Source organism: Rhodococcus sp. P1Y, from assembly GCF_003641205.1.
Taxonomy (GTDB): Bacteria; Actinomycetota; Actinomycetes; order Mycobacteriales; family Mycobacteriaceae; genus Rhodococcoides.
The window spans coordinates 2,133,292-2,149,659 of sequence record NZ_CP032762.1 but is presented as its reverse complement, the minus strand read 5'-3'; the positions used below and the strand labels follow the sequence as shown (position 1 = coordinate 2,149,659).

Below are 16,368 nucleotides of genomic sequence, written 5' to 3'. Positions count from 1 at the left end.
AAACTTCCACTATGACCGAACGAACGTCCGCCGCCGAGATACTCGATGCAGTTCTCGACGGCGGATCGTTCGTGTCGTGGGACCTGCCGCCGATCGACGTCTCGCCTGGTCCGAAGTACGCAGCCGACCTGGCGAAAGCACGCGAGAAGAGCGGCGTGGACGAGTCGGTGGTCACCGGAACGGGCCTGATCGACGGCAGGCCGGTCGCCATCATCGCGTGCGAGTTCGCCTTCCTCGCCGGATCGATCGGCGTCGCGGCAGCAGAGCGCATCGTGACCGCCATCGAACGAGCCACCGCCGAGAAGCTGCCGTTGATCGCCTCTCCCACCTCCGGCGGCACTCGAATGCAGGAAGGCACTCTGGCCTTCGTGCAGATGGTCAAAATCGCCGGAGCTGTCACTCTGCACAAACAGGCCGGCCTGCCGTATCTGGTCTATCTCCGCAACCCGACGACAGGCGGGGTCTTCGCGTCGTGGGGGTCGCTGGCCCATGTCACGTTCGCCGAACCTGGCGCACTGATCGGCTTCCTCGGCCCCCGGGTCTATCAAGCGTTGTACGACAAACCTTTTCCCGGCGGCGTTCAGACGGCCGAGAATCTCTATCACCACGGCGTCATCGACGGGGTGGTTCCGGTGGACAGCCTCCGGCACCTACTCGTCCGGGCTCTGCGCGTCGTCAGCGGAGAATCGGAGCCTGCGCAGGACCTGGAGCCGGCACCGACAGCCGCCGATATTCCGGACCGTTCCGCATGGCATTCGGTCGAAGCGTCCCGACGAACCGACCGCCCGGGCGTGCGAGAGCTACTCGAACATGCTGCAACCGAACAAGTTCCCCTCAGCGGCACGGGACAAGGCGAATCCGACACAACAATTCTGCTCTCGTTGTGCAGGTTCCGCGGCATCTCGTGCGTGGTGTTCGGCAACGATCGCAGTAGCCACAGCGTCACGGCGACGATGGGTCCAGGTGCCCTTCGAGAAGCTCGCCGAGGAATGAAGCTCGCCGAGGAGCTGGGAATTCCCTTGGTACTGGTGATCGATACGTTCGGTGCGGCACTGTCCAAGGAAGCCGAAGAGGGCGGTATCGCGCCCGAGATCGCCCGCTGCATCAGCGATCTCGTCACCGTAGACATACCCACGGTCTCGGTGCTTCTCGGGCAAGGCACCGGCGGCGGAGCGCTCGCGCTGCTTCCGGCCGACCGAACCTTGTGCGCGCAGAACGCCTGGCTTGCACCGCTTCCACCCGAGGGAGCCAGCGCGATCGTCCACCGGGACACCGCTCATGCCGCAGACATGGCCGAAGCTCAGGGTATCCGCTCGGTCGACCTCCTTCGAGACGGAATCGTCGACGCTGTAATTCCGGAACATCCCGACGCCGCAGAGGAACCCGTCGAGTTCTCGACGCGCGTAGCAGGTGCGATCGCCCGAGAACTTCGCGAGATCCAATGCGCAGAAGGCAACCGCCTCACCCGACGGATGGACCGCTACCGCCGGCTAGGACTTCGGGACAATCGCTAGGACGTCGCCTGCCCGCACATCGGACGGCAGTTCGATCTTCGTATCACCGAGGGCAAAGAACTGACGCGGCCCGACCGAATGTCTGCCCGCGATTTCTCCCACCTCCGGGATGCACTCGCCGTCGATCCGCACGATACCGACAATCACCGACCGCACTCGGGTGACGAATACGCCGTCGAGCATGCTCGGGGTGCCGTGACAATCGGCGTAATCCTCGACGAAGACGTCGCCTATGACGATTCGCCCCAGGTGATAGTGCGTGGACGACGGCCAGATCGCGGGATCGAAGCGAGGTCGACACGCGGACTTCAATGACGGAAGAAGTTCGAAAAGGGTCACGGGTTCAAGTCTCGTGACGCCCGATCGCCTGCGCCATCACTTTGACGGAACTCTTACGCTCGCGTCCACTCCCCGAACGGTGTGCTGACATCTGCCGCCGGAATTGCTGTCCGGAAAGTGAGTGCCACCTGCACCGTGCTGGGTATCTCAGGCCTCCAGGGAGCTACGGCACCGATTCGACGCGGCTTCGCTGGGCGTCATTGCCCAATATTTCGGGATCGACCGGGATTCCCCGGGAGATCCTGAAGTATTGGGCAATCAGTCCCGATCACCCGCGGGGCAGGGTGCGCGACGTGGCTCGTACCGAATCTCGCCGTTTGCGAACCACGGTGATGATCTCGTCCACCACACGATCGAGGTCGGCCTGGACTGTCGCCACCGAATACCGAAGCACCAGCCATCCCTCCAGTACCAACTGATTCTGACGTCGCCGATCATTGGTGAATACGTCAGCTGCAGTGTGAAAAGCCCGACCGTCGATTTCGATGATCACCCGGGCCCGAAAATCGACGAGGTCGCCGTAGAACTGGCCAACGCGTGCATTGATCTCCAACGCGAAGTTTCGAGCAGACAAAGCGCGAGCAACCATCCGCTCGGGTTCCGATCGCGTACCAGGGCAGCACCGTCGGAGCTGTTCTCGAAGGGCTGACATCCCTTCCATTCCTTTGCACGTATCGACGACCTGAGCGACCCGTCGCCAGGGCAGATGATTGTCGACGGCATCATCGAAGAACTTCTCCAGTTCCGCCTTGGGTAAGTCCTCTGCCAGGTCCACGAACGCCTCCTCTATCGAGACAACCCGTAGTCCGCAGCGGACGCTTACTTCGGGAAGAGCACGTCGCCGGAACACGACCCAGTCGGGCGATCTGTCTTGTGCGTTGCGCGCGATAGTCGCATCGACGACCTCCGGCTCGACCTCGATCAGTCCCCACAACCAACCGGCCGTCGAGTGACTGAACACTGCATCCGGCTTCCACTTTGCAACAGCTCGGCACAGGTCCATGAAGTCCGGCTTGTCCGTCGCGTACACCCCCGGTAGAAGCCTTGTCAGTTCCCCTGTACGCGCGCGGCGCGAAATTCCACTCGCACTCACGCCCTGCGCTATCAACTGCGCTCTCGTTGTTATCCCCATCGGCACACAATCGTCGAGACCACCGACAATTTTTCAGGTGCATGAACGGTTCTGGTGGGACTCGTTGCCCGATATTGCGCGAGATAGCGGGGAAACCCGTCAGTTGTCGAAGTGTGGGGCAACCACTGCCGCTGCAACCACGACCAGACCGATCCCGCCGAACGGTACCCCCTTGCAACATGCTCCGCACTAGGCTGCAGACATGAGTGGCGAGTACCGGAAAGCATTCGACGACAGCATCTCCGACCGAGAGAACTTCTGGCTGAACGCAGCCGCCGGAGTCGACTGGACGACCCCTCCCACCACGGCTTTCGACGACAGCAGGTGGTTTCCCGACGGCCGGCTCAACACGTGCGTCAACGCTCTCGACCGCCATGTCGACGCCGGTAACGGTGACCGAACGGCGCTGATCTACGACTCGGCGATGCTCGGCACCCAACGCTCCTATACCTACTCAGAGCTTCTCGCCGAGGTCGCACTGTTCGCAGGAGTTCTGACGAAGAACGGCGTCACCACCGGCGACCGCGTCGTGCTGTATCTGCCGATGATTCCCGAGGCTGTAGTCGCAATGCTGGCGTGCGCGAGGATTGGAGCGGTGCATTCCGTCGTGTTTGGCGGATTCGCTGCCAAGGAACTTGCTGCGCGTATCGACGACGCCCAACCACGCCTGATCGTCACCGCTTCCGGCGGGCTGGAGCCTGGCCGGGTCATCGAGTATCTGCCGATCGTCGTCAAGGCCCTTGCTCTGACGACGGCGCCGCAGCCCACCGTGATCGTCAAGGCGCGCCAGGAAATTGCCGGTGAGCACACGTGGCTCGACTGGGACACAGAAACCTCCGAAGCTACACCGGCTCAACCGGTTTCGGTGCAGGCCACAGACCCTCTGTACATTCTGTACACCTCCGGCACCACCGGAAAGCCCAAGGGCGTCGTCCGCGACAACGGTGGGCATGCGGTTGCGCTGACGTGGTCGATGCACAACATCTACGACATCGGTCCGGGCCAGGTCATGTGGACTGCGTCGGACGTCGGGTGGGTCGTCGGGCACTCCTACATCGTCTATGGTCCGCTGTTCGCCGGCGCGACCACCGTTCTGTACGAGGGCAAACCCGTCGGGACGCCCGACGCCGGTGCGTTCTGGCGCGTCATCTCCGATCACGGCGTCCGAGCGTTGTTCACCGCGCCCACGGCGCTGCGGGCAATTCGTAAAGTCGACCCGCACGCCGCCGAACTCGAGAAGTACGACGTCTCCAGTCTCGAAACCTTGTTCGTCGCAGGGGAAAGACTCGACCCCGATACGTACGAGTGGATTACCCGAACGCTGAACAAACCGGTCGTCGACCACTGGTGGCAGACCGAGACCGGCTGGGCGATCTGCGCCAATCTCCGCGGCCTCGAACCGCTTCCGATCAAATCGGGATCACCGACCGTCGCAGTGCCCGGATTCCAGGTCGAGATTCTCGACGCCCACGGCAACCGCGTCGACGCCGGGACCGAGGGAAACATCGTCGTGAAGCTTCCGCTTCCTCCAGGGACCCTCGTCGGCCTGTGGAACGACGAGGACCGCTTCCAGCGCTCGTATCTCGAGACGTTCCCCGGCTATTACCTCACCGGCGACTCGGGGTACATCGACGCCGACGACTACGTCTACGTGCTCGGCCGCAGCGACGACGTCATCAACGTTGCCGGACATCGACTTTCGACGGGATCGATGGAAGCAGTCGTCGCGAGCCACCCGGCCGTCGCCGAATGTGCGGTCATCGGAATTCACGACGATCTCAAGGGGCAGCGTCCCAGTGGGTATGTCGTATTGAAAGCGGGTGAAACCATCACCGAAGACCAGCTTCGCGAAGAACTGGTCGCGATGGTGCGTGACCAGATCGGCGCGCTCGCCACCTTCCGCGACGTCACGATCGTCGGCGCGCTTCCCAAGACACGCTCCGGAAAGATCCTCCGCAAGACGATGCGTCAGATCGTCGCGGGTGAGGAGTACGGAGTGCCGTCGACCATCGAGGATCCGGCGGTGCTCGACGCCTTGGAAAAGCTGCTCCGCCGCTAGTGGCGCGGTTAAGTGCCCAACTGAGCACCTAAGCGCACCACTGGCGGCAGTAAGTCGCGCAACGTTGTCCGAAATCCGCGCGCCCAACCGGCCCCCGGAAGGATAGCGTCGACGCCATGACACAGCTCGATGCCGTGAAGAAGACAGACTGGCTCGCCCTCGGCGCCGTCGCGATTACCGTCGTGTCGTGGGCGTCGGCGTTCGTCGCGATCCGCGGCGTCGGCACGTCGTTCGGAGCCGGTCAGCTTGCGCTCGGAAGGTTGCTGATCGGAACGCTGGCACTTGGACTGATCTTGCTGGTACAGCGGAAGTGGGTCAAGCCGAACAGAACTCAGTGGCTGCAGATTCTCAGTGTCGGTGTGTTCTGGTTCGCGATCTACAACGTCGCGCTCAATGCCGCCGAGCAGCGCGTCGATGCAGGCACAACTTCGATGCTGATTCAGATCGGGCCCATCCTCGTCGCCATCTTCGCCGGCCTCCTTCTGGGCGAGGGATTCCCACGCTGGCTCGTGATCGGCGCAGCGATCGCCTTCAGTGGTGCTGTCCTGGTCGGTGTCGTCACCGCTGTCACCACCACCGACACCACCAAGACCGACGCAGATTTCCTCGGCATCGCCCTGTGCCTCGTATCCGCTGCCACCTACGCCATCGGCGTGCTGAGCCAAAAACCAGTTCTCCGAACCATTCCCGGTCTCCAAGTCACATGGATCGCCTGTGCGATCGGGGCGCTGTGCACATTGCCGTTCGCTCCTGCACTCGTCGACGACCTCGGCACCGCGTCGATGCAGGCAACCGGCGGATTGATCTATCTCGGGCTCGTACCGACCGCACTGGCGTTCAGCACGTGGGCCTATGCGTTGACGAGAATGAATGCAGGCCGCCTCGGAATCACGACGTATGCCATTCCACCACTGACGATCCTGATGGGATGGCTCCTCCTCGGCGAGATCCCACACATCCTCGCTGTGCTGGGCGGTGTCATCTGCCTGGTCGGAGTCGGGCTTTCCCGACGACGCTGAAGGTCACAGCGCTTTGAACCTGGCGATCGCGACCTCACGTTCGTGCTTGTGATCGACGATCGCATCAGGGTAGCCCTTCGGACGCCCGAACTTGAGCGTGTGCACCGCTTTGCCTTCCTCACCACGCAGTTCCGGAACCCAGCGGCGTACGTAATCGCCTGTGGGGTCGAACTTCTCACCCTGAGTGATCGGGTTGAACACCCGGAAGTACGGCGATGCGTCAGTTCCCGTTCCCGCCGTCCATTGCCATCCGTGCTGGTTACTTGCCAGATCGCCGTCGACGAGTCGGTCCATGAAGTATCGCGCTCCCCACCACCACGGGACGTGGAGATCCTTGACGAGAAACGACGCCACAATCATGCGCACGCGGTTGTGCATCCAGTTCTCCGAATTCAGCTGGCGCATACCTGCATCGACGATGGGGAAGCCGGTCTTGCCTTCCTTCCACGCGTCGAACAACTCGTATGCGTGCTTGCTCGTATCGAGTTCGATCTTGTCGAACTTCTTGTCGTAGTTCTCGCGCGCACTGTCCGGACGCTGAAACAAAATGTCCGCGTAGAAGTCTCGCCACGCTATCTGGCGTCGATACGATGCGGACCCCTCACTGCGCAGTGCAGCAAGGTCTTTCAGCATCGTTCTGGGGTGAATGGTCCCCCATTTGAGATGCACGGACATGCGCGACGTCGAGTCCAGGTCCGGCCGGTTCCGCTCGTCGTCGTACACCGACACCCGCTCCAAGAACTCCGCCCAGCTCTCGGACGCTGCCTTCTCGCCGGCTGGGGCGTCGGAAGCATCCTTCTCGGTGGGGATCTTTGACCGTCGCGGAAGGCCTTTCACGTCACTGGGGTCCAGCCAGTCGACGGTCTTCGCCGACGTGTCCGCCGGTCCTCGCCATCCGTGCTCCATCCACTGGCGAAAGTACGGCGTGAACACGCGGTACGGCTCACCGTCGTTCTTCGTGACGCGGCCGGGCGCGATGGCATAGGGCGAACCCGTCTCCACCAACGTCACATGCTTCCCGACGCGTTGATCGCGGTCCCGGCCGTAGGGGCCGTAGTCGGCGCTGATGTGCACTTCGTCGGCATCGACTGCCTTTGCCACCTTGGGGACGACGGTCTCGGGATGTCCCTTGACCACGAGAAGTCGCCCGTCGAGTTGTTCGTTCAGTGCGTCCAAGCTCCGGAACAAGAAATCCCGACGTGGTCCACCGGAGGCCTTCAACAACGCGTCGTCGAGAACGAACAATCCCAGAACCGGCCCATCCGAGTCCGCCGCGGCGGTCAGCGTCGGGAGATCGGCCGTTCGAAGGTCACGTCGAAACCACACCACAGTCATGGAACCAGTCATACCCGACGGGCCTCGACACAATCCACGAGCGCTGACCCACCGGTACGGTACTCCCCATGCCTGAGCCGCACGTCACGTCCGGACCCGGATTCGCCGGGCAACTGGCCGGCGACATCGCACGGATATGGCGCACACCCCACCGGTACGACGCCTTTCCCGAATATCTCGTCGAGCGCGGGCTGATGTCCGTCACGAGGGTGGCGGTGGTTCTCGCAATCCTGGTGATCGGCACTCAGCCCCTGTTCTTCGAGCTCGGATTCGGTGCGAATGCCGAGCGGTCGGCCCTGCTGGTCGCTGCGGTCGTGGCAGGAATCGACCTAGCGTGGGCAACTCTCTTCTGGCGTGCGAACCCGTGGCTGGGGAGGTGGCCGTCTCTACTGTTCGTGGCCACGACCTGCGTGTTCATGGCCAAGACGGCATACATGATGAGCATTCCGTATCTGGGACTCGCCGAATGCACCGGCTACGCCGCGATCTGTGGATACGTCGTCTTCTTTCACGGGCCGCGGGTGTTCGCCGCGGTCACTGGGGTCGCTTTGGTGGCCATTGCAGCGGTGGCCGTCAGAGAGGTCGCTGACGGCGCATCGCCTGTCCAGGTAGTTGCCCTGTCCGCGACTGTTCTCGTGATCGTCGGCACCGTCCCGGTTATGACTCTCCTCGTCACCTCACTCCTCACGGCTGACGCCGAGGCATCCGGCGTCGACGGATTGACCGAAACGCTGAATCGCCGCGGGTTGGACAACGAGCTCCGCCGAATGACCCGCGACGGAGCCGAAGGCTTCACCGCGTTCGTTCTGGATCTCGACAGCTTCAAGTCGATCAACGACACCCATGGTCATGCCACCGGCGATACCGTGCTCGTGTCGGTGGCCAAGTCTCTGAGGGAAGCCATCCCCGGCGCGGCGGTCGCCCGTCTCGGCGGTGAAGAGTTCGTCGTCGTCCTCGTCGGCCGCGACTCCGACCCGACTGCAACAGCCGAGCAGTTGCGCCTGGCCGTACGTACATCGTCGACGCCACGCGTCACCGCGAGCATCGGCACGGCGTCACTGACCATGTCGTCGAACACCGACACCGGTGTCGCTCTCGCCGGCGTCGACCGAATGCTCACCGCTGCGGACCACGCGATGTACCGCGCAAAGAAGGCGGGCGGTGACCGCGCCCATGCCGCCTCCCCCGAAGTCTCATGATTCCCCCATACTTGCCTCACCAGTTGCCCAAAATGGCCTTCTACCTTGGGATACATGAGAAAAACAGCAACCCCAGTCTTCCCGGGCGCCGCGTCTTTGGTGAACAGCACGTGCACCTTCGAGTCGTACTACGCCAAGCTCTACGCCAACGCGCCGACGGTGGCATGGACCCTCGACGCCGACCGCAGCCGCCGCGAGGCGCTGGAAGACTTCTTCGCCAAATCGCCCGAAGAACGTCAGATGACGGTGGACAGCTGGGCGGCGTAGGAAACTGAAAGGCGTGCCCGAATCTGCCACAGTCCTGGTCGTCGACGATGACGCAGACGTGCTCGCCTCACTGCAGCGCGGACTCCGCCTGTCCGGCTTCACCGTCATCACTGCGGTGGACGGAGGACAAGCGCTCGCTGTCGTATCGCAGCGAGCACCTGACGTCGTCGTTCTCGACATCAACATGCCGGTTCTCGACGGGGCAAGCGTCGTCAAGGCACTCCGCGCGATGGGCAACGACGTCCCCATCTGCGTGCTCAGCGCTCGAAGCTCGGTGGACGACCGAATCTCCGGCCTCGAATCAGGCGCCGACGACTACCTGACCAAACCGTTCGTGCTGGCCGAGCTGGTTGCGCGGATCCGCGCCATGCTGCGGCGCCGAACTGCCGTGCCTGCCCTTCCAGAAACGGGATCGGCCATCGTGGTCGGCGGACTTCGTGTCGACATTCCCGGCTACCGCGCACACGTGAACGAGCGCGAGCTGGACCTGACCAAACGAGAGTTCGAACTCCTCGCCATCCTCGCGCGCAACGCCGGGGTGGTACTCACGCGCGAACGACTCCTGGAACTGGTGTGGGGCTACGACTTCGTCGCCGACACCAATGTCGTCGACGTGTTCGTCGGATATCTCCGACGCAAGATCGAGATCGACGGCCAGCCGCGCGTTCTCCATACCGTGCGCGGTGTCGGCTTCGTCCTGCGTGCCGCTTCATGAGGTTCTCGCTGCGTGCGCGGGTCGCTGCCGCGACCGCTCTGGGCGCAACGATCGTGGTTCTCACGCTCGGCGTCGTCGCCTCGGTGATCATCTCGCGCAACAACGTCAGCAATCTGGACGAACGATTGACGACGGCATCCCAGGTGCTGATTCCGAGTGCCGCAAGTCTCGAACTGTTTCTCGACCAACTCGGCAGCTCCGGAGCGTTCGCGGTGACCATCCGCACCGGCGACATCGTCATTGCGTCGACACCGACCCAACTGCCCGAGCTGGACGAAGGATCCGAAACGGTCGACGTCGACGGAAACAGGTTCCGTGTGTACACCTCAGAGGCGGTGTCGGCGACGAACATCGTCATCTCCATCGGCGTGCCTGCAATCGAAGCGCAGCAGGTCACCGACGATCAACAACGGTGGGTAATCTTCGGCGGTCTGGCGGCGATCGCGGCGTCGACCGGCCTCGGTTGGATCTTCGGCGGCCGTGCCGTCAAGCCGCTCGTGACGCTGACCCGCCAGGTGAGCGCCCAGCCACCGATGCCGCCGGAGACCAAGACCGGCGTGAAGGAAGCCGACGAGCTCGCCATCGCGATTGCGGGAATGCTCGAACGCCTCGGCGATGCCCAAGCCCGGACCAACGAGGCCCTGGGGACGGCCCGGGACTTCGCGGCCGTGTCCGCGCACGAACTGCGCACTCCGCTGACCGCCATGCGGACCGACATCGAAGTTCTGCGGACCCTCGATCTGGAACCTCCTCAGAGGCGCGAGATTCTTACCGATCTGCAGCGCACCCAGGGGCGGGTCGAGGCAACGCTCTCGGCGTTGGAGCGTTTGGCGTCCGGTGAACTGTCGAGTGAGAACGACCGAGCGCCGGTCGATGTCGTCGAAATCTGTGATGTCGCAGCCCAGGACGCGATGCGTCAGAACCCCGAACTGAACGTGCGTATCGACTCGGATCACTCGTTGGTGATGCAGGCCCTTCCAGCAGGATTACGACTGGCGCTGGACAACGCCATCATCAATGCTGTTCGACACGGAAACGCCGGTCATGTGGTGATCTCCGTGGCCGAGGACGACGCACATGTGACGATCACCGTCGACGACGACGGGACCGGCATACCTGTCGCCGAACGCGAATCGGTATTCGATCGATTCTACCGCGGGGCGTCGGCGACCAAGGGCGGATCGGGACTCGGTCTCGCTCTGGTCGAGCAACAGGCCGAACTACACGGTGGCCGGGCCTATTTCACCGACAGTCCGCTCGGCGGAGCGCGCCTGGTTTTAGAGCTGACGCGCCCGTGAGTGCGTAATGACCGCCGAACGTAATTACCCACTCACGAGCCGTAGCCAGGGTCGTGAGTGGGTAGTTACGTCGCTCTGTCACTACGCGCGCACGGGCGGCGAAGCCGCGATTACTACTTGACGTCCAGCAGATCGATCACGAAGACCAAAGTCTTACCGGACAGCCGGTGGCCCTGACCTGCGGGGCCATACGCCAGTTCCGGCGGGATGGTGAGCTGGCGGCGCCCGCCGACCTTCATGCCGGGAATGCCGTCCTGCCAGCCCTGAATAAGGCCCTGGAGCGGGAACTTGATCGACTCGCCGCGGTTCCACGAAGAGTCGAACTCCTCGCCTGAGTCGAACTCGACGCCGACGTAGTGAACCTCGACATTGCCGCCGGGAACAGCTTCTGCGCCGTCACCCTCGACCAAGTCCACCACCACAAGATCGATGGGCGGGGGGCCTGCTTGAAACTCGATAATTGGCTTCGTCACGCCCTCCACCTTACGTCGGCGACGTCAGCCGATCGGGGCAGGCATGAGAATTGTCCGGTATTCGCAGGTCAGCTCGTTGCCGGTGGCCGGATCACGCATTTCGACCTTCCAGGACTCGGCGAACTGGTCGACGCCCGGGTGCATGGAAATCGTGCCGGAAATCAGGATGGTTCCCCGCTTGAACAGACCGCGCTCACGAAGGACGTCGAGCCAGTACTTCGGGGCCAGAAGATCGCCGAGGGAACCGGTCTGAATCGGCGTGTCCCCGACCCACGCTTTGAGCGTGATCTCGTCCAGACGGTCCGCGACGTCCGACAGCCGCCATGCACCTGTTCCCAGAATGTCGGGCGACGCGTTCTTGCTCCACGCGACACTGTGCACCTCGAGATCGCGGTCGGTGTGGTCACACGCGACGGTCAGGAGAACATCGTCGTCGCCTTCTCCCAGGATGACCAGCGCCCACTCGGCTTCACCCGAGGTGCGCCCGTGCTGGACGTGGACGGTGTCGGTCTGCTGCGCGAGGTACGGCGAGATGGGGTACAGCGCGGGGGTGACCGTGGGAGCGGGGACGCCGAGCTCGGCCAGTTCGGCGATGTGGTGAGCCACTTCCTCCTGGTTGCGACCGGCGTAGCCGGCGTTGAGCAGATTGAGCGGTTCGACCGTTTCGGTGGATCCGTCGTCAAGCGTGAACGTCAGCATCGTGGAGGCCCTCTCGTTAATTGATTGTTTCCAATACGCCGAAACACTTGCGCATACGTCTTGTATACAGCAAGTATGGAGACCGTACAACGGATAGAGTGATCCAAGGCACAGACGAAGGAGTTGCCATGACTGCGCAGACAGTCGACAAGAAAGGCCTGGCCAAGGCATTCGCAGCCAGCCTCACCGGCACGGCATTGGAGTGGTACGACTTTGCCGTCTACTCCGCCGCCGCAGCCCTGATCTTCCCGATCATCTTCTTCCCGGGCAGCGATCCGCTGACGGGGACACTGCTCGCCTTCTCGACCTACGCCGTCGGCTACGTCGCTCGCCCGGTGGGCGGGTTCGTGTTCGGACGCCTCGGAGACGTGATCGGTCGCAAGCAGCTTCTCGTCATCACACTTCTGCTGATCGGTGTGACGACGTTCGCGATCGGCCTCATCCCCGGCTACGACACCATCGGAATCGTCGCGCCGATACTGCTCGTCACCATGCGATTCGCTCAGGGCGTCGCGGTCGGTGGCGAGTGGGGTGGCGCCGTCCTGCTGTCGAGTGAGTACGGAAACCCCCGTCAGCGCGGATTCTGGTCCTCGGCCGCGCAGATCGGTCCACCTGCGGGCAACCTGTTGGCCAACGGCGCCCTAGCAGCACTGACGCTCGCCCTGACCGAGGAGCAGTTCGAGTCCTGGGGTTGGCGCGTGGCATTCCTCTTCTCGGCCGTCCTCGTCGGATTCGGCCTGTGGATTCGCCTCAAGCTCGAGGACACACCGGTCTTCAAGGCACTGCAGGAAAGCGGCGACCGCTCGGAAGCTCCGATCAGCGAGGTGTTCAAGACCCAGCGTCGCCCCCTGATCGCAGCCATTCTGTCCCGAATCGCGCCGGACGTTCTCTACGCGCTCTTCACCGTCTTCTCCATCACGTACGGAACGCAGAAACTCGGCTTCGAACGCAGCGAGGTGCTCATCGCGATCCTGATCGGATCTGCCTTCCAGCTCGGATTGATCCCGCTGGCAGGCGCGCTGTCCGACCGCATCAACCGTCGGCTCGTCTACGGTGTCGCCGCTGTCGGAGGCGTCGCATGGAGCGCGATCTTCTTCCTCATCATCGGCGGAAGTTCGCTGCCGCTGCTCATCCTGGGCGTCGTCGTCGGGCTCGCGTTCCACTCGTTCATGTACGGCCCGCAAGCAGCCTTCGTGACCGAGCAGTTCACCGTTCGACTCCGCTCGACCGGCAGCTCGCTCGCGTACACCCTCGCCGGTGTCCTCGGCGGCGCGATGGCCCCGTTGATCTTCGTCTTTCTACTCGACAAGACCGACAGCTGGGTGCTCATCGTCGGCTACGTGACGATCGTCGGAATCCTGACGCTGATCGGACTTGCGTTGGGCCGCAACCCTGATCGCGCCGAGGAAGAGGAATACCACGTCATGATGGGCGCTACGCCCGCAGCAGAATCTGCAGTGTGACTTCCAGGTGATCGTCGATCGCTCGATGCACGAGGCCCTCGTCGCCCCCTTCCAGGGCCGTGACGATGGCTTCGTGCTCGGCGCAGACGTTGCGCTGACGGTCCGCGGCCGCGAAGAGAGCAGTGAGACCGACTCTCAGCTGGCGAGCTCGGAGTCCGGCATAGGTGCGCGAGAGCAGTTCACTACCCGCCGCGTCGATCAGAATCTGATGGAACACACCATCGAGATCGATGAATTCCTTTGCCGCCTCGGCAGTTCGCGTGTCGGCAAGGCCTTCCTGACGCCGCAGCGCATCTCGCATCTGCGGAACCGGCGGCACACCCGCCTTCAACGACGCGCTACCGGCGTGCCGCTCGAGCACGCCCCGCAGATCCATCAGTTCGCCGATCTGGCGGCCCGACATCGCGGGAACGTGAGCGCCACGCTTGGGTACCATTTCGACCAGACCCTCGGCCTGGAGCATCAGCAGTGCCTCACGAACCGGCGTGCGGGACACACCGATTCGAGTCGCAAGCTCCTGCTCGTTGAGGAACGTCCCCGTCGCCGCCGGCGAAGTGAGCACCTGATCGCGCACGAACGCATATGCCTTGTCCCGCCCCGACACCGATTGCATACGCTATGTATACCTCCCATTGCGACACTAAACCAGGAGATCAGCCGATGAGCACCACCCTTCGCATCAGCCTCGCGCAGGTCACGAGCGGAACCGACCCGTCCGAGAACCTGAAGATCATCGACACACATGCCAAGGCCGCGAAGGAGGCCGGATCGTCGATCGTCGTCTTCCCCGAAGCCATGATGCACTGCTTCGGCGGACCCATCCGCGGCGTCGCCGAACCAGTCGACGGACCGTGGGCCGACGCCGTCCGCGACACCGCCAAGAGCATCGGAATCACCATCGTCGCAGGCATGTTCACTCCGGCGGACGAAGGACGCGTAGCGAACACCCTGCTCGTCACCGGGCCGGGCGTCGAGGCGAGCTACGACAAAATCCACCTGTTCGACGCATTCGGATTCGCCGAGTCCGACACCGTCGCACCGGGCACGGATCCGCTGACCGTCGACGTCGACGGGGTTACCGTCGGCTTCGCCACCTGCTACGACATCCGCTTCCCAGCGCTGTTCCAAAAGCTGGGCGACCTCGGAGCGCAGCTGATCGTGGTTCCGGCGTCGTGGGGTTCAGGTCCCGGCAAAGTCGAGCAGTGGTCCTTGTTGGCGCGGGCGCGTGCTCTCGACTCCACTGCATTCGTCGCGGCGTGCGACCAGGCCGAGCCCGCCGACGCCCAGGGAACCGCGCCGCTGGGCGTCGGGCATTCGGTTGTCAGCTCCCCCACCGGCGAGATTCTGGGCGAACTCGACGCAACGCCGGGTCTGCTGACCGTCGATATCGAAACCGGACTCGTCGACGCGGTTCGTCAGAAGTTGCCTGTGCTCGCCAATCGTCGCCAGTTCTAAGTCCGAAGACGCACGAAAAAGGCCGCCGGCCCCTACTGGGACCGGCGGCCTTCTGCCTGTAAAATTGATCAGCGCGAGCTGACGTCCTGGTAGTCGCGCTCGGTGTAGCCGGTGTAGATCTGGCGCGGACGGCCGATCTTGCCGGTCGTGTCCTCGTTCTGCTCACGCCAGTGCGCGATCCAGCCCGGGAGACGGCCCATCGCGAACAGCACCGTGAACATGCGCGGCGGGAAGCCCATCGCGCGGTAGATCAAGCCGGTGTAGAAGTCGACGTTGGGGTAGAGCTTGCGCTCGACGAAGTAGTCGTCGGTGAGTGCGGTCTCTTCGAGCTTGAGTGCAATTTCGAGCAGTTCGTCGCCGTTGCCCAGCTTGCCGAGGATCGTGTGCGCGGTTTCCTTGACCAGCGTCGCGCGCGGATCGAAGTTCTTGTACACCCGGTGTCCAAAGCCCATGAGCTTGACGCCGTCTTCCTTGTTCTTGACTCGACGCAGGAAGTCCGTGGCGTCGCCGCCCTCGGCCTTGATCTTGTCGAGCATCTCGAGCACGGCCTGGTTGGCGCCGCCGTGCAGCGGGCCCCACAGCGCGTTGATGCCGCCGGAGATCGACGTGAAGAGGTTGGCCTGCGAGGACCCGACGAGGCGGACCGTCGACGTGGAGCAGTTCTGCTCGTGGTCGGCATGAAGGATGAGCAGCATGTCGAGTGCCTTGACGATCTCGGGATCGACCTCGTAGGGCTCGGCGGGGAAACCGAACGTCATACGCAGGAAGTTCTCGACGAGGCTCTTCGAGTTGTCCGGGTACAGGAACGGCTGACCGACGGACTTCTTGTACGCGTAGGCCGCGATGGTCGGCAGCTTCGCCAGCAGACGGATGGTGGAGAGCTCGACCTGCTCGGGGTCGTTGGGATCCAGCGAGTCCTGGTAGTACGCCGACAGGGCGTTGACCGCGCTCGACAGCACCGGCATCGGGTGCGCATTACGCGGGAACCCGTCGAAGAACCGCTTGAGGTCCTCGTGCAGCAGCGTGTGACGACGGATCCGGTCGGTGAACGTCTCGAGCTGATCCTCGGACGGCAGCTCCCCGTAGATCAACAGGTAGCTGACCTCGATGAACGACGACTTGCCCGCGAGCTGCTCGATCGGGTAACCGCGGTAGCGCAGGATGCCCGCGTCACCGTCGATGTACGTGATGGCCGACTTGGTGGACGCGGTGTTGACGAACCCGCCGTCCAGCGTCGTGTAGCCGGTTGTGGCCAGCAACTTCCCCAGCTCGATGCCGTTGTTGCCTTCACTGGCCTCGGCAATCGACATGGAATATTCGCCACCGGGGTAGGTGAGGGTGGCTTTGGCATCATTCTCAGCGGGCACGAATGGTCCCTCTCGAACTCATGTAACGGACTCG

The 16,368-nt window shown here is 63.3% G+C and carries 16 protein-coding genes; 9 read left to right on the top strand and 7 right to left on the bottom strand.

From position 1 onward, the window contains the following. Window positions 1-11: 11 nt before the first annotated feature. Window positions 12-1,514 (top strand): carboxyl transferase domain-containing protein, encoded by a 1,503-nt coding sequence (locus D8W71_RS10055; RefSeq protein WP_121113137.1) that lies wholly within the window; start codon window positions 12-14, stop codon window positions 1,512-1,514. On the opposite strand, the gene D8W71_RS10050 is transcribed toward D8W71_RS10055, so the two are convergent. Further along, a complete protein-coding gene (locus D8W71_RS10050) occupies window positions 1,491-1,853 on the bottom strand; it encodes a hypothetical protein (protein ID WP_121113135.1) in 363 nt (120 codons plus the stop codon). The two genes, D8W71_RS10055 and D8W71_RS10050, sit on opposite strands and share 24 nt — an antisense overlap. A 268-nt stretch (window positions 1,854-2,121) precedes the next feature. Further along, complete coding sequence (locus D8W71_RS10045; RefSeq protein ID WP_121113132.1) at window positions 2,122-2,985, bottom strand: DUF559 domain-containing protein; 864 nt, start codon at window positions 2,983-2,985, stop codon at window positions 2,122-2,124. A 202-nt stretch (window positions 2,986-3,187) separates the two neighbouring features. On the opposite strand from D8W71_RS10045, the gene D8W71_RS10040 reads away from it, so the two are divergent. Together D8W71_RS10040 and D8W71_RS10035 are read left to right on the top strand one after the other, a co-directional pair. Next, entirely contained in the window at window positions 3,188-5,044 is a 1,857-nt protein-coding gene (locus D8W71_RS10040) for a propionyl-CoA synthetase (RefSeq protein WP_121113130.1), read from the top strand. Window positions 5,045-5,160: 116 nt separating this feature from the next. After that, window positions 5,161-6,063 carry a DMT family transporter gene (locus D8W71_RS10035; protein ID WP_121113128.1) on the top strand — a complete coding sequence of 301 codons (903 nt, stop codon included), beginning with the start codon at window positions 5,161-5,163 and terminating at the stop codon, window positions 6,061-6,063. Window positions 6,064-6,066: 3 nt separating this feature from the next. Here the strand turns inward: D8W71_RS10035 and D8W71_RS10030 are convergent, their stop codons facing one another. Beyond that, entirely contained in the window at window positions 6,067-7,398 is a 1,332-nt protein-coding gene (locus tag D8W71_RS10030) for a cryptochrome/photolyase family protein (protein WP_121118924.1), read from the bottom strand. A gap of 68 nt (window positions 7,399-7,466) precedes the next feature. Here D8W71_RS10030 and D8W71_RS10025 point away from each other — a divergent pair, with 68 nt between their 5' ends. From D8W71_RS10025 to D8W71_RS10010, 4 genes are read left to right on the top strand one after another with little or no spacing between them, the layout of a single operon-like run. Continuing rightward, window positions 7,467-8,597, top strand: a complete 1,131-nt coding sequence (locus D8W71_RS10025) for a GGDEF domain-containing protein (protein WP_121113126.1) — start codon at window positions 7,467-7,469, stop codon at window positions 8,595-8,597. A gap of 54 nt (window positions 8,598-8,651) precedes the next feature. Next, complete coding sequence (locus D8W71_RS10020) at window positions 8,652-8,864, top strand: hypothetical protein (protein WP_121113124.1); 213 nt, start codon at window positions 8,652-8,654, stop codon at window positions 8,862-8,864. Between the two features lie 13 nt (window positions 8,865-8,877). Continuing rightward, entirely contained in the window at window positions 8,878-9,579 is a 702-nt protein-coding gene (locus D8W71_RS10015) for a response regulator transcription factor (protein ID WP_121113122.1), read from the top strand. After that, window positions 9,576-10,877 (top strand): sensor histidine kinase, encoded by a 1,302-nt coding sequence (locus tag D8W71_RS10010; RefSeq protein ID WP_121113120.1) that lies wholly within the window; start codon window positions 9,576-9,578, stop codon window positions 10,875-10,877. The genes D8W71_RS10015 and D8W71_RS10010 overlap by 4 nt, the downstream gene beginning before the upstream one ends. 113 nt (window positions 10,878-10,990) lie before the next feature. Here the strand turns inward: D8W71_RS10010 and D8W71_RS10005 are convergent, their stop codons facing one another. Beyond that, window positions 10,991-11,350 carry an FKBP-type peptidyl-prolyl cis-trans isomerase gene (locus D8W71_RS10005; RefSeq protein WP_121118922.1) on the bottom strand — a complete coding sequence of 120 codons (360 nt, stop codon included), beginning with the start codon at window positions 11,348-11,350 and terminating at the stop codon, window positions 10,991-10,993. Window positions 11,351-11,374: 24 nt separating this feature from the next. Further along, the gene (locus tag D8W71_RS10000) at window positions 11,375-12,049 is read right to left on the bottom strand and encodes a DUF2848 domain-containing protein (RefSeq protein ID WP_121113118.1); all 675 of its coding nucleotides are present in this window, start codon (window positions 12,047-12,049) and stop codon (window positions 11,375-11,377) included. A 128-nt stretch (window positions 12,050-12,177) separates the two neighbouring features. On the opposite strand from D8W71_RS10000, the gene D8W71_RS09995 reads away from it, so the two are divergent. Further along, window positions 12,178-13,512, top strand: a complete 1,335-nt coding sequence (locus tag D8W71_RS09995) for an MFS transporter (RefSeq protein ID WP_121113116.1) — start codon at window positions 12,178-12,180, stop codon at window positions 13,510-13,512. On the opposite strand, the gene D8W71_RS09990 is transcribed toward D8W71_RS09995, so the two are convergent. After that, on the bottom strand, window positions 13,484-14,125 hold the full coding sequence (locus tag D8W71_RS09990; protein ID WP_121113114.1) for a GntR family transcriptional regulator: 642 nt from the start codon (window positions 14,123-14,125) through the stop codon (window positions 13,484-13,486). The genes D8W71_RS09995 and D8W71_RS09990 overlap by 29 nt on opposite strands. A gap of 47 nt (window positions 14,126-14,172) precedes the next feature. Here D8W71_RS09990 and D8W71_RS09985 point away from each other — a divergent pair, with 47 nt between their 5' ends. Continuing rightward, window positions 14,173-14,967, top strand: a complete 795-nt coding sequence (locus D8W71_RS09985; RefSeq protein ID WP_201265309.1) for a carbon-nitrogen hydrolase family protein — start codon at window positions 14,173-14,175, stop codon at window positions 14,965-14,967. Window positions 14,968-15,035: 68 nt separating this feature from the next. Here D8W71_RS09985 and D8W71_RS09980 read toward each other — a convergent pair whose 3' ends face one another. Beyond that, the gene (locus tag D8W71_RS09980) at window positions 15,036-16,334 is read right to left on the bottom strand and encodes a citrate synthase (protein ID WP_121113110.1); all 1,299 of its coding nucleotides are present in this window, start codon (window positions 16,332-16,334) and stop codon (window positions 15,036-15,038) included. Between the last annotated feature and the right edge of the window lie 34 nt (window positions 16,335-16,368).

Excerpts from the sequence above, each read along its gene's own strand:
- D8W71_RS10055 (WP_121113137.1), top strand. The coding sequence starts at position 12 with ATGACCGAACGAACGTCCGCCGCCGAGATACTCGATGCAGTTCTCGAC.
- D8W71_RS10045 (WP_121113132.1), bottom strand. The coding sequence starts at position 2,985 with ATGGGGATAACAACGAGAGCGCAGTTGATAGCGCAGGGCGTGAGTGCG.
- D8W71_RS10020 (WP_121113124.1), top strand. The coding sequence starts at position 8,652 with ATGAGAAAAACAGCAACCCCAGTCTTCCCGGGCGCCGCGTCTTTGGTG.
- D8W71_RS10035 (WP_121113128.1), top strand. The coding sequence starts at position 5,161 with ATGACACAGCTCGATGCCGTGAAGAAGACAGACTGGCTCGCCCTCGGC.
- D8W71_RS09995 (WP_121113116.1), top strand. The coding sequence starts at position 12,178 with ATGACTGCGCAGACAGTCGACAAGAAAGGCCTGGCCAAGGCATTCGCA.
- D8W71_RS09985 (WP_201265309.1), top strand. The coding sequence starts at position 14,173 with ATGAGCACCACCCTTCGCATCAGCCTCGCGCAGGTCACGAGCGGAACC.
- D8W71_RS10000 (WP_121113118.1), bottom strand. The coding sequence starts at position 12,049 with ATGCTGACGTTCACGCTTGACGACGGATCCACCGAAACGGTCGAACCG.
- D8W71_RS09990 (WP_121113114.1), bottom strand. The coding sequence starts at position 14,125 with ATGCAATCGGTGTCGGGGCGGGACAAGGCATATGCGTTCGTGCGCGAT.
- D8W71_RS10030 (WP_121118924.1), bottom strand. The coding sequence starts at position 7,398 with ATGACTGTGGTGTGGTTTCGACGTGACCTTCGAACGGCCGATCTCCCG.
- D8W71_RS10025 (WP_121113126.1), top strand. The coding sequence starts at position 7,467 with ATGCCTGAGCCGCACGTCACGTCCGGACCCGGATTCGCCGGGCAACTG.
- D8W71_RS10010 (WP_121113120.1), top strand. The coding sequence starts at position 9,576 with ATGAGGTTCTCGCTGCGTGCGCGGGTCGCTGCCGCGACCGCTCTGGGC.
- D8W71_RS10040 (WP_121113130.1), top strand. The coding sequence starts at position 3,188 with ATGAGTGGCGAGTACCGGAAAGCATTCGACGACAGCATCTCCGACCGA.